Origin of the sequence: Paenibacillus dendritiformis, assembly GCF_945605565.1 — a bacterium.
In the GTDB taxonomy this organism is placed as follows: domain Bacteria; phylum Bacillota; class Bacilli; order Paenibacillales; family Paenibacillaceae; genus Paenibacillus_B; species Paenibacillus_B dendritiformis_A.
The window spans coordinates 777,201-792,500 of record NZ_OX216966.1; the positions used below are offsets into that span (position 1 = coordinate 777,201).

A 15,300-nucleotide genomic window follows, 5' to 3' on the forward strand; every position below is an offset into this window, starting at 1 on the left:
GTGCAATAAGGCCGTCATATCCAATGTCGAGTCCCTCCCGACAATTCCTTGTGGGGTATCGTATGCCAAGGGGAAGAGGGTGGACTGGGGTAGCTGCCTTTTTTGCGAAAGTTAGGCCTTCTTCCGTGTCAAAAGGCGGCTGCGGACATAGGATGAAGAAGAGCCGGCGAAGGGCTTTGCACACGGTAGACGAGGTGTAAACCAGTCTGTGGTGCGGATACAGTCGAACGCGAAGGGATGCCCTTCGCGTTTCTTTTTTTCATCTGTGGCAGGGAAAGCAGACATACATGTGGCATTTTTTTGTCCGCGTCGGATAAACTTGCTTTTTCATGGAAAATCGGTTTTACTTAGGTGTGAAACTGGATATGATCGTAGTTATCCGTTTGAACCTTTGAGAGAGGATGTGTCCTTATGAGCACCCCGTTGGAATTGAAGTTAGATCCCGACAAAGTGCAAGAAATGCCGATGGTGGATATTGCTTTCCTCGTACTGAAAGCAGCCAACACGCCTTTCTACTACCGTGATCTGATGAATGAAGTTGCGAAGCTTCGCGGACTCAGCGAAGAGCAAATTAATGATGTCATTGCACAGTTATATACGGAAATCAACATTGATGGCCGCTTCGCGTGCGTAGGGAACAATCTCTGGGGCTTGAAGCGCTGGTATCCTGTCGATCGCTCCGAAGAGTCGATGGGCACGAAGCGTCCTCGCATCATTAACGATGACGACGATGATCTGGAAGATGACGATATTTTCGTCGAAGAGGACGACAGCTACAACAATGAGGAAGACTTCGACTTCGTGGACGAAGACAGCGAAGACGATGAAGAAATGTATGTGGATGAAGAAGAAGATACGGAAGTAGAAGAGGAAGTCATTATCGATGAGGAAGAGATCGATGAAGACAACCCCGACGAGGAAGAAGAGCCGGAAATGGAAGAGGATGCCGATCGGTAATCGGAATCCGCGCCTGCGGCTGTGATGGACCGTTTGCTTATGATTCCCGAGCGATCTCCCTGGGGGCGCTTCGGCGGGAAGATAAGCAAACGGTTTTTTATCGGAACCGCTGCTCTGCTCGCGGCTTGTCATGCCCCTTGTCCCGCTTGCCGGGGCTGGGCCGCTGCCGCCTGGAAGCGGCGGAAATCCCCTCCTTCCGCTGGGTCTATCTGGATCCTGGCGAAGCCTCGATCAATTGCCTGGAAAATCCGTAAACGTTCCCTTGACACGGCATGTCCTACAGAGTAAACTAGCATATGGGCTTTTGATTTGTTTGTAATTGAATAGGTTGATTGACGCTAAAAGATGAAAGTGCCCCGTGACACTACGGGAGTCACTTTTTTATTTTTTTATTGACATTTTTTCATCAATTTTTCTCGTGCAAATGGGTTACGATAACATCAGGCAGCATGTGATTTCTTCGAACCCTGACTCAAGAGTCAAAGCCTCCCGAGAACATGTCTTGTATGCATTTGATCATAGGAGGGTTTCACCAGTGGCAAAGTATATTTTTGTGACGGGCGGCGTTGTATCTTCTCTAGGCAAAGGGATCACCGCAGCGTCCCTGGGAAGATTGCTGAAGAATCGGGGGCTGAAGGTTACGATCCAAAAGTTCGACCCCTATATTAACGTAGATCCGGGTACGATGAGCCCGTATCAGCATGGCGAAGTGTTCGTTACCGACGACGGAGCAGAGACCGATCTCGATCTCGGGCACTACGAGCGCTTCATCGACATCAACCTGTCGAAGAACAGCAATGTTACGACCGGCAAGGTTTATTCTTCGGTTATCTCCAAAGAACGCCGCGGTGAGTACCTGGGCGGCACCGTTCAAGTGATTCCGCATATTACGAATGAGATCAAGGAGCGCGTCTTCCGTGCCGGCAAGGAAGCCGGTTCCGACGTGGTTATTACCGAGATCGGCGGCACCGTCGGCGACATCGAGAGCCTTCCGTTCCTGGAAGCCATCCGCCAGATTAAGAGCGATGTCGGCCGCGACAACGTCATGTACATCCATGTCACTCTGATTCCATACATCAAGGCTGCCGGCGAAGTGAAGACGAAGCCGACACAACACAGCGTGAAGGAACTGCGGAGCATCGGGATTCAGCCGAACATGCTCGTATGCCGGACGGAGCACGCTTTGTCCGAGGATTTGAAGCGCAAGATCGCGCTCTTCTGCGATATTGATGCCAATGCCGTCGTGGAATGCCGCGATGCCTCGACTTTGTATGAAGTGCCGCTGATGCTTCGCGATCAAGGCATGGATGACATTGTCGTCAATCATTTGAAGCTGGAGACGCAGCAACCGGATATGACCGAGTGGATCAAGCTCGTCGATCGCGTGAAGCAGCTCCAGGGACAAGTCGAGATTGCGATCGTGGGCAAATATGTCGCTCTGCACGATGCGTACCTGTCAGTCGTCGAAGCATTGGCGCACGCAGGGTTCGATGCGAATACGGAAGTGAACATCCGTTGGGTTAACGCAGAGGAGATTACGGACGACAATGCACGGGAGCGTCTCGAAGGCGTCCACGGCATTCTGGTGCCGGGCGGCTTCGGGGACCGGGGCATTGAAGGCAAAGTATCCGCGATCCGCTATGCGCGCGAGCAGAAGATTCCGTTCTTCGGCATTTGCCTCGGCATGCAGGTGGCGGTGATCGAATATGCCCGTTCCGTGCTGGGCATGACGGGAGCGAACAGCTCGGAGATCAATCCGTCGACCGATTACCCGGTTATCGACCTGCTTCCGGAACAGAAGGACATCGAGGATCTGGGCGGAACGATGCGTTTGGGACTATATCCGTGCAAGCTTCAGGAAGATTCGCTTGCGATGGCAAGCTATCAGGACGAGCTGGTGTATGAGCGCCATCGTCACCGTTATGAATTCAACAATGAATACCGCGAAGCGATGGAGCGCGCCGGGCTGAAGTTCAGCGGCACGTCTCCGGACGGGCGGCTGGTCGAGATCGTGGAGCTGGCTGACCATCCATGGTTCCTGGCGGTGCAATTCCATCCGGAATTCACCTCCCGTCCGAACCGCCCGCAGCCGCTGTTCCGGGAGTTTGTCCGGGCGGCCGTGGCGCACCGCGGATAATGATCCAGGCGGAAATTCCCATTATGGGGATTTCCGCCTATTTTTTGCACTTCGTAAGGGGAAGTTCATGTTTTTCCGTATTTCAAGCAGGATTTTAATATATCAAGGCGAATAAGTACCATTATTCTTGCTTTGGAAAAAAAAGCATGTTCATACGAGGCGACGCCTGTCTTAGCGGATGCACTCGCTCTTGTTACACGATGGGAGGGGTACCAGTTGGATAAGAAGAAAGTATTGATAGTCGATGATCAAAACGGTATTCGAGTTCTTCTGATGGAAGTATTCAGCAGTGAAGGGTACTCGACTTACCAAGCTTCCAACGGGAAGATTGCATTGAACATCGTGCGTGAGGAATCTCCGGATATTGTCTTGCTGGACATGAAGATTCCGGGCATGGACGGCTTGGAAATTTTGAAGCAAATTAAGAAGATGGAGCCGCAGATGAAAGTGATTATGATGACAGCCTACGGAGAGCTGGATATGATCAAGGAAGCGACCGATCTCGGCGCGATCATGCATTTTACGAAGCCGTTCGACATTGATGAGATGAGAGTGGCGGTGAACATGACGCTTCAACAGGACCATTCGGCGGCGAACCCGGCGAATATGACGACATGACCCGATAGACAAGGCAATGACATAGGTTTGAACGATGCTGGGCGCTGACACCCGGCTTCTTTGTTTTGCGGGCACGAATGAATGGCAAATGGCGGTTTGGCGGCAGTCTTGAAGCGGCAGGGTTTGTCAAGAGGTTGTTTACTTTTTTACGGTCAAATGTGATATAATAACACCGTACTGGATGTCGGCTAACTACAAGAAATACAGACAAAGACAACTTCTTAGGAGGATGGAGACCATGCCATTAGTTTCGATGAACGAATTCCTGCCAAAAGCAAAAGCGGGCAAATTTGCGGTGGGCCAATTCAACATTAACAACCTAGAATTCACTCAAGCGATTACGGAAGCAGCCATGGAAGAAAATGCGCCAATTATTTTCGGTGTATCCGAAGGGGCATTGCGTTACATGGGAATGGAATATACGGTTGCCATGGCGCAAGCGGCTGCGAAGAAATCCGGCTTGCCAATCGCTTTGCATCTTGACCACGGCAGCACTTTTGAAGTCGCTATGGCTTGTATCCGTGCAGGATTCTCTTCCGTCATGTTCGACGGATCCCATCATGCATACGAAGACAACATTCGCTTGACCAAGGAAGTCGTCAAAGCGGCTCATGCGATGGGCGTATCCGTCGAGGGCGAATTGGGAACTATCGGCGGGGTCGAAGACGACCTGGAAGTGGATGAAGCATCCGCACAGCTGGCTAAGCCGGAAGAAGCGATCCGTTTCTACGAAGAAACGGGCGTAGACGCACTGGCGATTGCGGTAGGTACAGCTCACGGCATGTACAAAGGCGAGCCAAAACTTCATTATGATATCATTGAAGCGGTAGCTTCCAAAATCCCTGTGCCGGTTGTGCTTCATGGCGGTTCCGGGGTGCCTGATGAATCCATCCGCAAGGCAATCGCGGCAGGTGCCGGCAAAATCAACGTGAACACCGAGAACCAAGTTGCTTGTACGGCAGCGATTCGCGAAGCATTGGCGAAGGATGCCGATGTTATCGACCCTCGTAAATATTTGACTCCGGCTCGTAAAGCCATGGTCGAAGTCGTTCGCGGCAAAATTCGCTTGTTCGGCAGCAACAACCAAGCGTAACAAGCGCAATTCCATAGTTAATACTTACGTTTACGAATGCGGGAATAGCACCGGTTCGCCGGTGTTCTTCCCTTTTTGCATTATGGGGAGCCGATATTGGCCGGATGTCGCCGGCTATCGGGGTTGTCAGCAACGCATGGGAGGAACTGGCTTGTCATGGAGAAGTTAATGATTAGCGGCGGTCGGCCGCTTCGAGGCGCCGTGCAGATCAGCGGTGCCAAAAATAGCGCGGTAGCGCTTATTCCTGCAGCAATCCTTGCGGAGACGGAAGTCGTACTGGATAATTTGCCCGAACTGAGCGATGTCGCCACTTATATGGAGATCTTGACGGAGCTTGGCGGACAGGTTAGCTGGGAAGGTTCCTGTCTGCGCATCGATCCGTCGCGGATGATTTCGGTACCGATGCACAATGGACCCGTTAAAAAACTGCGGGCCTCCTACTATATGATGGGCGCGCTTCTGGGCCGGTTCGGCGAAGCGACCATCGGCATGCCGGGCGGCTGCAATTTCGAGCCTCGCCCAATCGATCAGCACATCAAAGGTTTTGAAGCTCTCGGCGCGACGGTGACGAACGATCACGGATCCGTCCATATTTACGCGCGGGAACTTCGCGGCGCCAAGATCTATTTGGATGTCGTCAGTGTTGGGGCGACCATTAATATTATGCTTGCGGCCTCACGCGCCAAGGGCACTACAATTATTGAAAATGCGGCCAAAGAGCCTGAAATTATAGATGTTGCCACACTGCTTAATGCGATGGGCGCCCGCATCAAGGGAGCGGGCACGGAGACGATCCGCATTGAAGGCGTGGACAGCCTGCGCGGCTGCACGCACTCGATTATTCCGGACCGCATTCAGGCGGGAACGTATATGATTGCGGCTGCGGCCACCTGCGGCGATATTCTGATCGATAATGTTATTCCTAAACATCTGGAAGCCCTTACGGCGAAGCTGGAGGAAATGGGCGTGCGCGTTATCGAGGGCGATGAGTCGCTCCGCGTTATCGGCCAGCCCGAATACAACAGCATCGATGTGAAGGCGCTTGTCTATCCCGGATTTCCGACAGATCTCCAATCCCCGATGACCAGCTTGCTGACGCAAGCCAAAGGGGTGAGCATGCTGACGGATCTCGTATACAGCAGCCGCTTCAAGCATGTCCCGGAATTGGCCCGCATGGGAGCCAAAATACGGGTTGAAGGGCGAACCGCCGTCATCGAAGGCACGAAGCTGAATGCGGCGAAGGTGAGAGCTTCCGATCTGCGTGCCGGTGCCGCGCTCGTCATTGCCGGTTTAACGGTAGATACCGATGTCACGGAGATTTCAGGAGTGGAATTTATCGACCGCGGGTATGATCATCTTGTGTCCAATTTGCGCAATCTTGGCGCTGATGTATGGCGTCAGGTGGAATAAATCGATTCTGTTGGGGTAAAGATAGGTTAATAATAGATTGATATGGGCACAATCCATACAGAAGAAGATTTCTATTTCTACGTTATATCAACCTATGACGAAGAATTGGCTGCCTCTGGCCCACCATCTTCTCATCTTCATTCCGTCCACGATTTCTTTCCGGTGAAACAGCCCATCAATACAATGACATAGATAAAAGAGCAATTGCTGTATTCCCGTGTTGAATAAGGGAAATGGACTTCTTGATACGACATTGTCCGCATTTTATAACAGAATAGGAGTTGTATTCATGGATTTACAAATTTCCGATTTGGAAACGAAGAAATTGACCGAATTATACAAGCTGGCGAAGGAGTTCCAAATTCCGGGCTACGGTCAATTGAAGAAAAAAGAATTGATTTTCGCGATTTTGCGCGCGCAAGCGGAGCAGGGCGGCTACATGTTCATGGAGGGCGTCCTTGACATTTTGCCGGAAGGCTTCGGCTTCCTCCGGCCGATCAACTATTTGCCGAGCGCGGAAGATATTTATATCTCGCAGTCGCAAATTCGTAGATTCGATCTGAGAACGGGGGATGTCGTCTCAGGCAAGTGCCGTCCTCCGAAAGAGAACGAGCGCTACTTCGGTCTGTTGCAGATCAATGCCGTGAATGGCGAAAATCCAGAAGATGCCGCGCAACGGCTGCACTTCCCTGCATTAACTCCTCTTTACCCGCAGAAGAAGCTGGTGCTCGAAACTTCCCCATCCCGCATTTCAACACGGATTATGGATTTGATTGCTCCTGTCGGCTTGGGACAGCGCGGCTTGATCGTCGCACCGCCTAAGGCCGGGAAGACGCTTCTCTTAAAAGAAATCGCGAACAGCATCTCGGAGAACAATCCTGAAATTGAGCTGTTCGTGCTTCTGATCGACGAGCGCCCGGAAGAAGTCACCGACATGCAGCGTTCTGTCAAGGGAGAAGTTGTGGCATCCACATTCGATGAAGTGCCTGAAAATCATATCAAGGTCGCCGAGCTGGTGCTTGAGCGTGCGCTTCGCCTTGTGGAGCACAAGAAGGACGTAGTCATCCTGCTGGACAGCATCACCCGGCTGGCACGGGCCTATAACCTGGTCATTCCGCCATCGGGCCGGACGCTGTCGGGCGGTATCGATCCGGCTTCCTTCCATCGTCCGAAGCGATTCTTCGGTTCGGCGCGCAATATCGAGGAAGGCGGCAGCCTGACCATTCTGGCGACGGCACTGATTGAGACTGGGTCGCGCATGGATGATATCATCTACGAGGAATTCAAAGGCACAGGCAACATGGAGCTCCATCTGGATCGCAAATTGGCGGAACGCCGTATTTTCCCGGCCATCGATATCCGACGCTCCGGCACGCGCCGCGAGGAGATGCTGCTGTCGAAGGAAGAGCTCGACAAGCTGTGGATGATTCGGAAAAATATGAACGAAACGCCGGAATTCATCGATCAGTTCCTGAAGAAGCTGCGTGATACGAAAACGAACACGGAATTCCTGGCTACCTTGGATACGAACGGCAATACGCCGACGCCGACGCGCCGTACCCGAAGCACTTCAGTCAGCTGATAGAGTTCAGCGGAGATAGCTTCGTCGAGCTGCTCGGCAGACGCGATGGCTCTTCCCGATGCGCTACTTTCCGGTTGCGCTGGTGGGCGGGCCGTGCTATAATTCATTATTGTTCTATATAACTCTGGGAACGCAAAGGGCTCAGGGCGGAAAGAAGGTGAATTCGAATGAATGAAGCGATTCAACCAAAATACCACATTACAACGGTAACTTGCGCATGCGGTAATACGTTCGAAACAGGTTCGGTTAAGGAAAACCTGAAGGTAGAGGTATGCTCGGCTTGCCATCCGTTCTTCACAGGCAAACAGAAGTTTGTTGATGCAGGCGGTCGTGTGGATAGATTTAAGAAGAAATATGGCATGTAATACGTTAAATATAGACTCTCTTGCTGGTAACAGCGAGGGGGTTTATTTTTTTATGCAGACTCGCCGCTGAGCACAAAATGTCAAAACCGCATCCGGTTCGGCCGGGTATGATAGAGAGGAAAGCCGGGATGTCAGAAAGGAGGCACGGTCATATGGAAGGAACGGAGCATGAGCGGTGGATACGCCGCGCGGTGGCTTATATTGAACGGCATCTGACCGATGACGTGAATTTTGATGATGTAGCCCGCCATACGGCAGTGTCCCGCTTTCATCTGCATCGCGTATTCCAGCGGCAGCTGGGTTACAGCGCGGCTTTCTATTTGCGGGAGCGCCGTCTCGCCCGCGCCGCGGCCGATCTGCTCCGGACGAACAAGCGGATTCTGGATATCGCGCTCGAATACCGCTTCGCCGGGCAGGACTCCTTCACGCGCGCGTTCAAGCGCGCATACGGCATGACGCCGCACCAATACCGGAGCGGCTTCCGGATATTCCATCGAACGGAGGAGAGATTGACGTTGAGTGATGTATTTCATGATGATGCGCAGCCGTCCAACCCGCTGCGTGCTCCGCAGACCGCGCCCCCGGGATGGCTCATTACCGGACTCTACCCCCATGAATACACGGCAGGCATTGATCGGGTTCAGGTGCATCGTGGCAAGGCGTCCGGCACGCTGCGGGGAGACGCGGCGGCCAAGCCGGACGGCTTCGGCACCCTGATGCAGATGTTCGATGCCGGGCAATATAGAGGACGGAGAATCCGGCTCAACGGATTTATGAAGTCGGAACAGGTGAAGAAGCATGCTGGGATGTGGATGCGCGTGGACGGGCCGGAGGAGCTGGTGCTTGCCTTCGACAATATGACCGCCCGTCCGATACAGGGAACGACCGGTTGGGCGCTGTATACGATCGTGCTGGACGTGTCCGAACAGGCGGAGGCGATTGCGTTCGGGGTGCTGCTCAGCGGACCGGGGCAGATTTGGATAGACGGACTGCGCTTCGAGGAGGTCGACGAGACCGTCCCGGTTACCGACATGCTGCCGGACATGGGGCAGTCTCTGCCTGCCGCTCCGGTCAATCTTGACTTCGAGGCGGAGCTCTCCGCTCCGGGGCAGGAGTGACATCATGGCCGAGAAGCTGTTCGGATTCGGCTTAGGATATCTGCTCCGGCTCGTGCGGGGCGACCAGTCCCTCACGCTGTTCATCGCAGCGGGGGCGATGATGCTGCTGGCCGCCGCCGTAGAGGTGTGGGGGAAGCGGCGCTATCAAGCTTGGTTACATGCGGAACGAGGCGGGCATCCCCCGCATGAGGCGAAGCTGTCCAGCCTCGCAGCCGATAGCCTGCTGTCGATGGCGGGAGCGCTCGTCGCGTGGGGCGTCATCTATGGACTGCTGGCCCTGGCCAAGGGGGCAATTCCGGCATGGGACTGGCCGGAGCAGACGGATGCGAATCCGGCCCTGGCATGGCTAAGCCTGCTTGTCGCGTACAGCATCATTATCGGCCTCGGCTGGCTCCATCTGCTGTTCGTCGGCCGCAAGCTCAGCCTTCGTCCATTCTGGATCAGCTTCGGAACGATCTGGCTGCTGCTGGCAGCCTATACACTGAAGCTGGTCTATCCGCTGGAAGGCCTTCATCCGGGCATATATGTGCTGTGCGGCTCCATAAGCACAGCCGGCACGCTGTTGCTGTGGGGCTTGAGAGACGCCGAAGCCGACGCAGAGGATCAGGCGGCGGAGGACCGGGGAGCTGTAAACAATTGACTTCGGTTGCACTTTCGGCACAGATCGTCTATACTAAGTTATGCCGTGCTAGACGGGGAGGTAGCGGTGCCCTGTAACTCGCAATCCGCTGTAGCGAGGTTGAATTCCTGTTAGAGGTTTTGTTGATGTGAGGCTTGGTATTCGTCTTTGGTGTTGACGGCCGGGTCCTCCGCAATGGATACCTATGAATCTGGTCAGGTCCGGAAGGAAGCAGCCATAAGTAGGGTTTTTCATGTGCCGGAGGGAAGCCTGGCCTGAGCTGTAAGGCGAAGGTGCCGCTCGGATCACAATTATCAATAACAGGTGCACGGTTCCATATCGAATGTCCAACACCGAGCGAATCGGTGTTTTTTGTTCTCTATTTATGAAGATATGCTCAAATATTGAAGATGATAAGGCAGGATTCTTTTTGCGTTTACGGAATACTATAGGTATCTCCCAGCATCAAGAGGGAGCGGTAGAGATGGGCGCAATAATACGATGAGGTGAGCCTATGACGGAATTGAATCGGCCTCTTGGTTCTCAGCAAGCGTGTACCCTCTCCTCTGCCGAATCGACAGAGGGCCAGAATCAGGAGCAAGGAAAGCTGAGTTTGCTGCAGCAGTTTGCGGGTGCTTTTTTGCAGGACGTCAATCTGGGCATCCTGCTCCTCGATGTCCAGTTCCGCCTGGTGGACATTAGCGACATGGCGTGCCGGATTCTCGGATGGGCCAAGTCCGAAGTGCTGCATCGCCGGGTCAATGACCTGTTCGGCGAGATGCCGACGGAGTATCATCTTGTGCAGCGGTCGCTGCTGGAAGGCGTCGTCACACATAATCATGCCGTCTCCTGGACCAACGGATCGGATCGCTATGATCTGCTGATGGACTCGAACGTGCTCCGGGATGAACAGGATCGGATTGTTGGCGCTTACGTGCTGTTCAAGGATGTGTCCAATCTGCGCTCGCTCGAAGAGCAAGTGCAGCGGAGCGACAGGCTGGCCATGATCGGCCAGATCGCAGCCGGAACGGCTCATGAGATACGGAACCCGCTAACCTCGATCAAGGGCTTCTTGCAAATGTTCAAGAAGAAGCTCGACGAGCATGGCATGATCAAGGAAGTGCATTACACCGATATTATGCTGACCGAGATTAACCGGATCAACGAGCTGGTCGGCGAGTTTCTGCTGCTGAGCAAGCCGAAGCATCTTACGATAGAGCGGGTGAATCTCCACCAGGTGTTGGGCGAGATTCTGCCTATCATTCAGAATGAGGCGGTTCTGCATGCGGTTCAGGTCAACTACAAGGCGGATGAGCCGCTGCCCCTGGTCATCGGCGACCGCGAGCTGCTCAAGCAGGTGTTCATTAATATTGCCAAAAACGGTATCGAGGCGATGAGCGAAGGCGGCGTGCTGAACGTGACCGCGAGACGGGATGACGAGAGCAAGCGGGTGCTGATCGACATTCAGGATTCGGGTCCGGGAATCCCTTCCTACATTATCGACAAAATATTCGATCCGTTCTTCACGACCAAAGCGAATGGCACAGGTCTAGGATTGTCTGTCTGTCAGCGCATTATTCATGATCTGGGCGGTTCGATACGGGTATCGACCAAAGGCTATGGCACGACATTCACCCTTTATTTCCCGTTTCCTTCGCCGTAAACGTTGGATTTCTCGCATAATAGGAGTCAAGAACAGCCGTTTTCCTGATTGCCAAAGAGAGGGAATGGCTGTTTTTTTACAATTTGTGATATAGTATAATAAGAAAAACGCTCTCGAGGTTACAGCATGGGACATATTGCATTGTATCGCGCTTGGCGGCCACAGTCATTCGGTGACATGGTCGGACAACAGCATATTATTCAGACATTGCAAAACTCGCTGCGTGAGCGGCGATTTTCGCATGCCTACCTTTTCAGCGGTCCCCGGGGAACCGGCAAGACCACTGCTGCGAAGATCATGGCCAAAGCGGTCAACTGCGAACAGGGACCCGGTCCGGAGCCCTGCAATGAATGCGAAGCCTGCCGGCGCATCACTGCCGGGGCGGTGATGGATGTCGTCGAGATCGACGCCGCATCCAACCGGGGCGTGGAAGAAATTCGCGATCTTCGGGACAAGGTCAAATACGCGCCTTCCGAAGTCCGCCACAAAGTGTATATTATTGATGAGGTTCACATGCTCACGACGGAGGCTTTCAACGCGCTGCTCAAGACGTTGGAGGAACCTCCTGCCCATGTCATGTTCATTCTGGCCACGACGGAGCCTCACCGCCTGCCGGCGACTATCATCTCCCGGTGCCAGCGGTTTGATTTCCGCAGGGTGACGCTGGAGGAACAGGTTGCCCGACTGGAGCAAGTGTGCAGGGATGAGGGGATTGAGGCAGACCGGGATAGTCTGACCTATATCGCGAAGCTGTCGGATGGCGGCATGCGCGATGCGATCAGCCTGCTTGATCAGGCGGCATCCTTCACCGACGGCCGTCTTGACTACCGGCAAGTCCTGGACATCACCGGCGGCATACCGGAGGAACAGTTCGCCGACATCGCCCGTGCCGTTCAGGCGGGGGATGTAGGCTCCGTGCTGGCCACGGTGGAGTCGATGATGCAGGAAGGGAAGAGCGCGGACAAGTGTATGGAGAGTCTGCTCTACTTTTTCCGGGATCTGTTGATGATGAAGATGGTGCCGGACGGAGAAGGGCTGACGGATCGGCTGACGCGTGTGGAAGCGTTCCGGGAGCTGGCCGATGCTTTTGAAGCAGCGAGCCTGTTCCGGATTATCGACACATTGAACCGGTATCAGACAGACATGAAATATGCGGTGCAACCGCAAACGTTATTCGAGGTAGCCTTGCTCCAATTAGCCGTGCAGAATCAACCGGGGGCGCTGAGCAGCCAACCGGAGGCGGGAACGGATGAACGGCAGGCCGTTCGTTCCGATGCAGTGGGATCTTCTTCCGTTGTGCAACAATTGCAGCGTCAAGTTGCGTCATTAGAAGCGAAGCTGAATGAATTGGCGAAGGCGAGAATACCGGACGGGCGGTCAGACGGCCGACAGGCCGAACGTGCCCCGGCGGCCACCAGAGCGCCTGCGCGGGTATCGCGGATGGCGAAGCAGCCGCCTCACTTCGAACGCTATACTGCCTCGAAGGATTCCTCTGACTCGAACCGCATCCGCTCCAATTGGGGGCAGGTGCTGCAGCGGGTGAAGGAAGCCGGTGTCACGATTCACGCTTGGCTTGTCAATGGGGAGCCGGTATCGGCACTGGAAGATCGGGTGCTGGTCGCCTTCAAAAATACGATTCACCGGGATACGACCGAGAAGCCCAACAACAAGCAGGTGATTGAGCGTGTCCTGTCCGAAGTGTTCGGCAAGCCGTATCAGCTCGATACGATGATGCTGAAGGATTGGGAAGAGGCGGCGGAGAAGTCTGCCGGAGAGAAGGAAGAGCCGGCGTTCCGGCTGGAGCCGGAAGGCTCCGAAGCGGAACCGGCGCAAGAACCTTGGATTGACGAGGCGCTCCACATGTTCGGTGAAGACCTCGTTGTCATAAAAGAGTAATTATATTATTCTATGTAAAAAAGGAGAAATTACAGCGATGAACAATATGAATCAAATGATGAAGCAGGTTAAAAAAATGCAAGAGCAAATGCTGAAGGCCCAGGAGCAGCTGGCTGACAAGAAGATAACAGGGACTTCCGGCGGCGGCGCAGTCACCGTTGAAGTGAACGGCCACAAGAAAGTGCTCAGCATTACGCTTAAGCCTGAAGTCGTTGATCCGGAAGATATCGAAATGCTTCAAGATCTCGTAATTACCGCGGTTAATGACGCGCTGACCAAAGCAGAAGATATGGCAAATGACGATATGGCCAAATTTACAGGCGGCATGAAAATTCCTGGCTTGTTCTAATAAGGCGACATGTTCGGCATATACCATTCGGTATATGCCCTTCTGTTATTGTAGAGGAAGTTCCAAAAGTCGGCTTCGAGTTCTTGCAGCCTTTTCGGTGCAGAAAACCGGTCTTTTTGAACACGCCTTATGGGAGCGGAGATTTCGATCTTGCGGAGTCTGTCGCGCGGATCGCCGGTTCGCGAGAAGCGGCGTCTGCATCCTATGCCATTGAAAAGGAGAGGCAGCCTTGTATTATCCAGAACCGATCGCGAAGTTGATCGAGGCATTTTCCCGCTTGCCGGGCATTGGGCCCAAGACGGCTGCCCGCCTTGCGTTCCATGTCATCCGCATGCCCGAAGATGATGTTATCGACTTCGCCAAAGCATTGGTCAACGTGAAGCGTAATCTGCAATATTGCTCGGTATGCTGCAATATAACCGATTCGGATCCGTGCCGCATCTGTCAGGATAAGACCCGGGATCCGTCCGTAATCTGCGTCGTGCAGGAGACGAAGGATCTGGTGGCCATGGAACGTACGAAGGAGTTCCAGGGGTATTATCATGTGCTCCAGGGCGCAATCTCTCCGATGGAGGGGATTGGGCCGGAGGATATCCGTCTTGCCGAGTTGCTGAAGCGGCTGAGCGATGAGCGGGTCAAGGAATTGATCTTGGCCACGAATCCGAATATCGAAGGGGAGGCGACGGCGATGTACATTTCTCGCCTGGTGAAGCCTTTTGGTATCCGAGTGACGCGCATTGCCCACGGCTTGCCGGTTGGCGGCGACCTGGAGTATGCCGACGAAGTGACGCTGTCCAAAGCGCTCGAGGGACGGCGGGAAATTCAATAGAATTATGCGTTGAACATTCTTCGCAGCGCATAACCATAGCATGAGCCGTCTCGGCCCCTGGCATTCAGCCAGGGGTTTTTTGTCCGCATTTTTCGGTTCTAGCCTTGTCCAGACTCCCATAACCATAGTTATACAAAGGAGCGGGGAGGGACGGAACGTGCGATGGCTGACGATCAAGCGTTGGTTCTCCAGGGTTGAAAAGCAGTATGCCGCGGAGGCAATCGAACATGAGCAGCTGATGGATGATATTAGACAGGCGCTTCGGGAATGGGAACGGGCCCATGCCCGATTCCAGTATGCCGTAGGCGAAGACGAGGTCGACTATGCGATCTTTACGCTGGAGGCTGCCGAGAAGCGAGTGGCGATGCTCATCAAAAAAGCAAAACGGAACGAGCTGCATGCACTAGAGCTGGGGAAAGGGTGGACGTAAATGAAATGGATGATGATAGCCGTGCTCATCGTATCGGCGGCAGCGCTGCTGTTCGTCTTGCTGCGCCAACGGTTGGCCTGGCGGGGAATCTTGAGCTTCCTCCTCCATGGCACAGCGGCCTTCGTGCTCCTGTATATCGTGAATACGACCGGCTTGGCTGCTGACGTATACGTGCCTGTCAACCCGGTTACGTTATCAACGGTCGGGTTCCTTGGAGTGCCCGGTTTGGCGGCG

At 53.9% G+C, this 15,300-nt stretch carries 16 protein-coding genes and 1 other RNA gene (1 of these 17 cut by a window edge); all 17 read left to right on the top strand.

Annotated features, from left to right (window positions below):
- Nucleotides 1-411 precede the first annotated feature (411 nt).
- A complete protein-coding gene (rpoE, locus tag NNL35_RS03385; protein ID WP_006679004.1) occupies nt 412-957 on the top strand; it encodes a DNA-directed RNA polymerase subunit delta in 546 nt (181 codons plus the stop codon).
- 125 nt (nt 958-1,082) lie between these two features.
- A complete protein-coding gene (locus tag NNL35_RS30310; RefSeq protein ID WP_276540118.1) occupies nt 1,083-1,211 on the top strand; it encodes a hypothetical protein in 129 nt (42 codons plus the stop codon).
- Between the two features lie 281 nt (nt 1,212-1,492).
- Nucleotides 1,493-3,094 carry a CTP synthase gene (locus tag NNL35_RS03390; RefSeq protein ID WP_006679005.1) on the top strand — a complete coding sequence of 534 codons (1,602 nt, stop codon included), beginning with the start codon at nt 1,493-1,495 and terminating at the stop codon, nt 3,092-3,094.
- Nucleotides 3,095-3,310: 216 nt separating this feature from the next.
- Nucleotides 3,311-3,712: a response regulator gene (locus tag NNL35_RS03395; RefSeq protein ID WP_006679006.1), complete on the top strand. Its 402-nt coding sequence runs from the start codon at nt 3,311-3,313 to the stop codon at nt 3,710-3,712.
- A 238-nt stretch (nt 3,713-3,950) separates the two neighbouring features.
- On the top strand, nt 3,951-4,805 hold the full coding sequence (fba, locus tag NNL35_RS03400; protein ID WP_006679007.1) for a class II fructose-1,6-bisphosphate aldolase: 855 nt from the start codon (nt 3,951-3,953) through the stop codon (nt 4,803-4,805).
- 156 nt (nt 4,806-4,961) lie between these two features.
- Nucleotides 4,962-6,215 (top strand): UDP-N-acetylglucosamine 1-carboxyvinyltransferase, encoded by a 1,254-nt coding sequence (locus NNL35_RS03405; RefSeq protein WP_006679008.1) that lies wholly within the window; start codon nt 4,962-4,964, stop codon nt 6,213-6,215.
- Between the two features lie 289 nt (nt 6,216-6,504).
- Nucleotides 6,505-7,797: a transcription termination factor Rho gene (rho, locus tag NNL35_RS03410; RefSeq protein WP_006679009.1), complete on the top strand. Its 1,293-nt coding sequence runs from the start codon at nt 6,505-6,507 to the stop codon at nt 7,795-7,797.
- Between the two features lie 167 nt (nt 7,798-7,964).
- The gene (gene rpmE / locus NNL35_RS03415) at nt 7,965-8,162 is read left to right on the top strand and encodes a 50S ribosomal protein L31 (RefSeq protein WP_006679010.1); all 198 of its coding nucleotides are present in this window, start codon (nt 7,965-7,967) and stop codon (nt 8,160-8,162) included.
- 152 nt (nt 8,163-8,314) lie between these two features.
- Nucleotides 8,315-9,280 carry a helix-turn-helix transcriptional regulator gene (locus NNL35_RS03420; protein ID WP_006679011.1) on the top strand — a complete coding sequence of 322 codons (966 nt, stop codon included), beginning with the start codon at nt 8,315-8,317 and terminating at the stop codon, nt 9,278-9,280.
- Nucleotides 9,281-9,284: 4 nt separating this feature from the next.
- Complete coding sequence (locus NNL35_RS03425; RefSeq protein ID WP_006679012.1) at nt 9,285-9,920, top strand: hypothetical protein; 636 nt, start codon at nt 9,285-9,287, stop codon at nt 9,918-9,920.
- A 43-nt stretch (nt 9,921-9,963) separates the two neighbouring features.
- Nucleotides 9,964-10,231: signal recognition particle sRNA large type (gene ffs, locus NNL35_RS03430), an RNA gene on the top strand.
- 182 nt (nt 10,232-10,413) lie between these two features.
- Entirely contained in the window at nt 10,414-11,562 is a 1,149-nt protein-coding gene (locus NNL35_RS03435; protein ID WP_006679013.1) for an ATP-binding protein, read from the top strand.
- 126 nt (nt 11,563-11,688) lie between these two features.
- Nucleotides 11,689-13,458 carry a DNA polymerase III subunit gamma/tau gene (dnaX, locus tag NNL35_RS03440; protein WP_040733772.1) on the top strand — a complete coding sequence of 590 codons (1,770 nt, stop codon included), beginning with the start codon at nt 11,689-11,691 and terminating at the stop codon, nt 13,456-13,458.
- A gap of 37 nt (nt 13,459-13,495) precedes the next feature.
- Nucleotides 13,496-13,807, top strand: a complete 312-nt coding sequence (locus NNL35_RS03445) for a YbaB/EbfC family nucleoid-associated protein (protein ID WP_006679015.1) — start codon at nt 13,496-13,498, stop codon at nt 13,805-13,807.
- 229 nt (nt 13,808-14,036) lie between these two features.
- Nucleotides 14,037-14,636, top strand: a complete 600-nt coding sequence (recR, locus tag NNL35_RS03450) for a recombination mediator RecR (protein ID WP_006679016.1) — start codon at nt 14,037-14,039, stop codon at nt 14,634-14,636.
- A 157-nt stretch (nt 14,637-14,793) separates the two neighbouring features.
- Nucleotides 14,794-15,066, top strand: a complete 273-nt coding sequence (locus NNL35_RS03455) for a DUF2508 family protein (RefSeq protein ID WP_006679017.1) — start codon at nt 14,794-14,796, stop codon at nt 15,064-15,066.
- Nucleotides 15,067-15,300, top strand: the 5' portion of a protein-coding gene (locus tag NNL35_RS03460) for a pro-sigmaK processing inhibitor BofA family protein (protein ID WP_006679018.1). It continues 30 nt past the right edge of the window; only the first 234 of its 264 coding nucleotides appear in the window; it begins with the start codon at nt 15,067-15,069; its stop codon lies beyond the right edge, outside the window. It abuts the gene before it with no gap.

Bases quoted from the DNA above. Each gene is read 5' to 3' on its own strand.
- NNL35_RS03425 (WP_006679012.1), top strand. From the start codon at position 9,285: ATGGCCGAGAAGCTGTTCGGATTCGGCTTAGGATATCTGCTCCGGCTC.
- rho (WP_006679009.1), top strand. From the start codon at position 6,505: ATGGATTTACAAATTTCCGATTTGGAAACGAAGAAATTGACCGAATTA.
- NNL35_RS03405 (WP_006679008.1), top strand. From the start codon at position 4,962: ATGGAGAAGTTAATGATTAGCGGCGGTCGGCCGCTTCGAGGCGCCGTG.
- NNL35_RS03445 (WP_006679015.1), top strand. From the start codon at position 13,496: ATGAACAATATGAATCAAATGATGAAGCAGGTTAAAAAAATGCAAGAG.
- NNL35_RS03420 (WP_006679011.1), top strand. From the start codon at position 8,315: ATGGAAGGAACGGAGCATGAGCGGTGGATACGCCGCGCGGTGGCTTAT.
- dnaX (WP_040733772.1), top strand. From the start codon at position 11,689: ATGGGACATATTGCATTGTATCGCGCTTGGCGGCCACAGTCATTCGGT.
- fba (WP_006679007.1), top strand. From the start codon at position 3,951: ATGCCATTAGTTTCGATGAACGAATTCCTGCCAAAAGCAAAAGCGGGC.
- rpmE (WP_006679010.1), top strand. From the start codon at position 7,965: ATGAATGAAGCGATTCAACCAAAATACCACATTACAACGGTAACTTGC.
- NNL35_RS03435 (WP_006679013.1), top strand. From the start codon at position 10,414: ATGACGGAATTGAATCGGCCTCTTGGTTCTCAGCAAGCGTGTACCCTC.
- rpoE (WP_006679004.1), top strand. From the start codon at position 412: ATGAGCACCCCGTTGGAATTGAAGTTAGATCCCGACAAAGTGCAAGAA.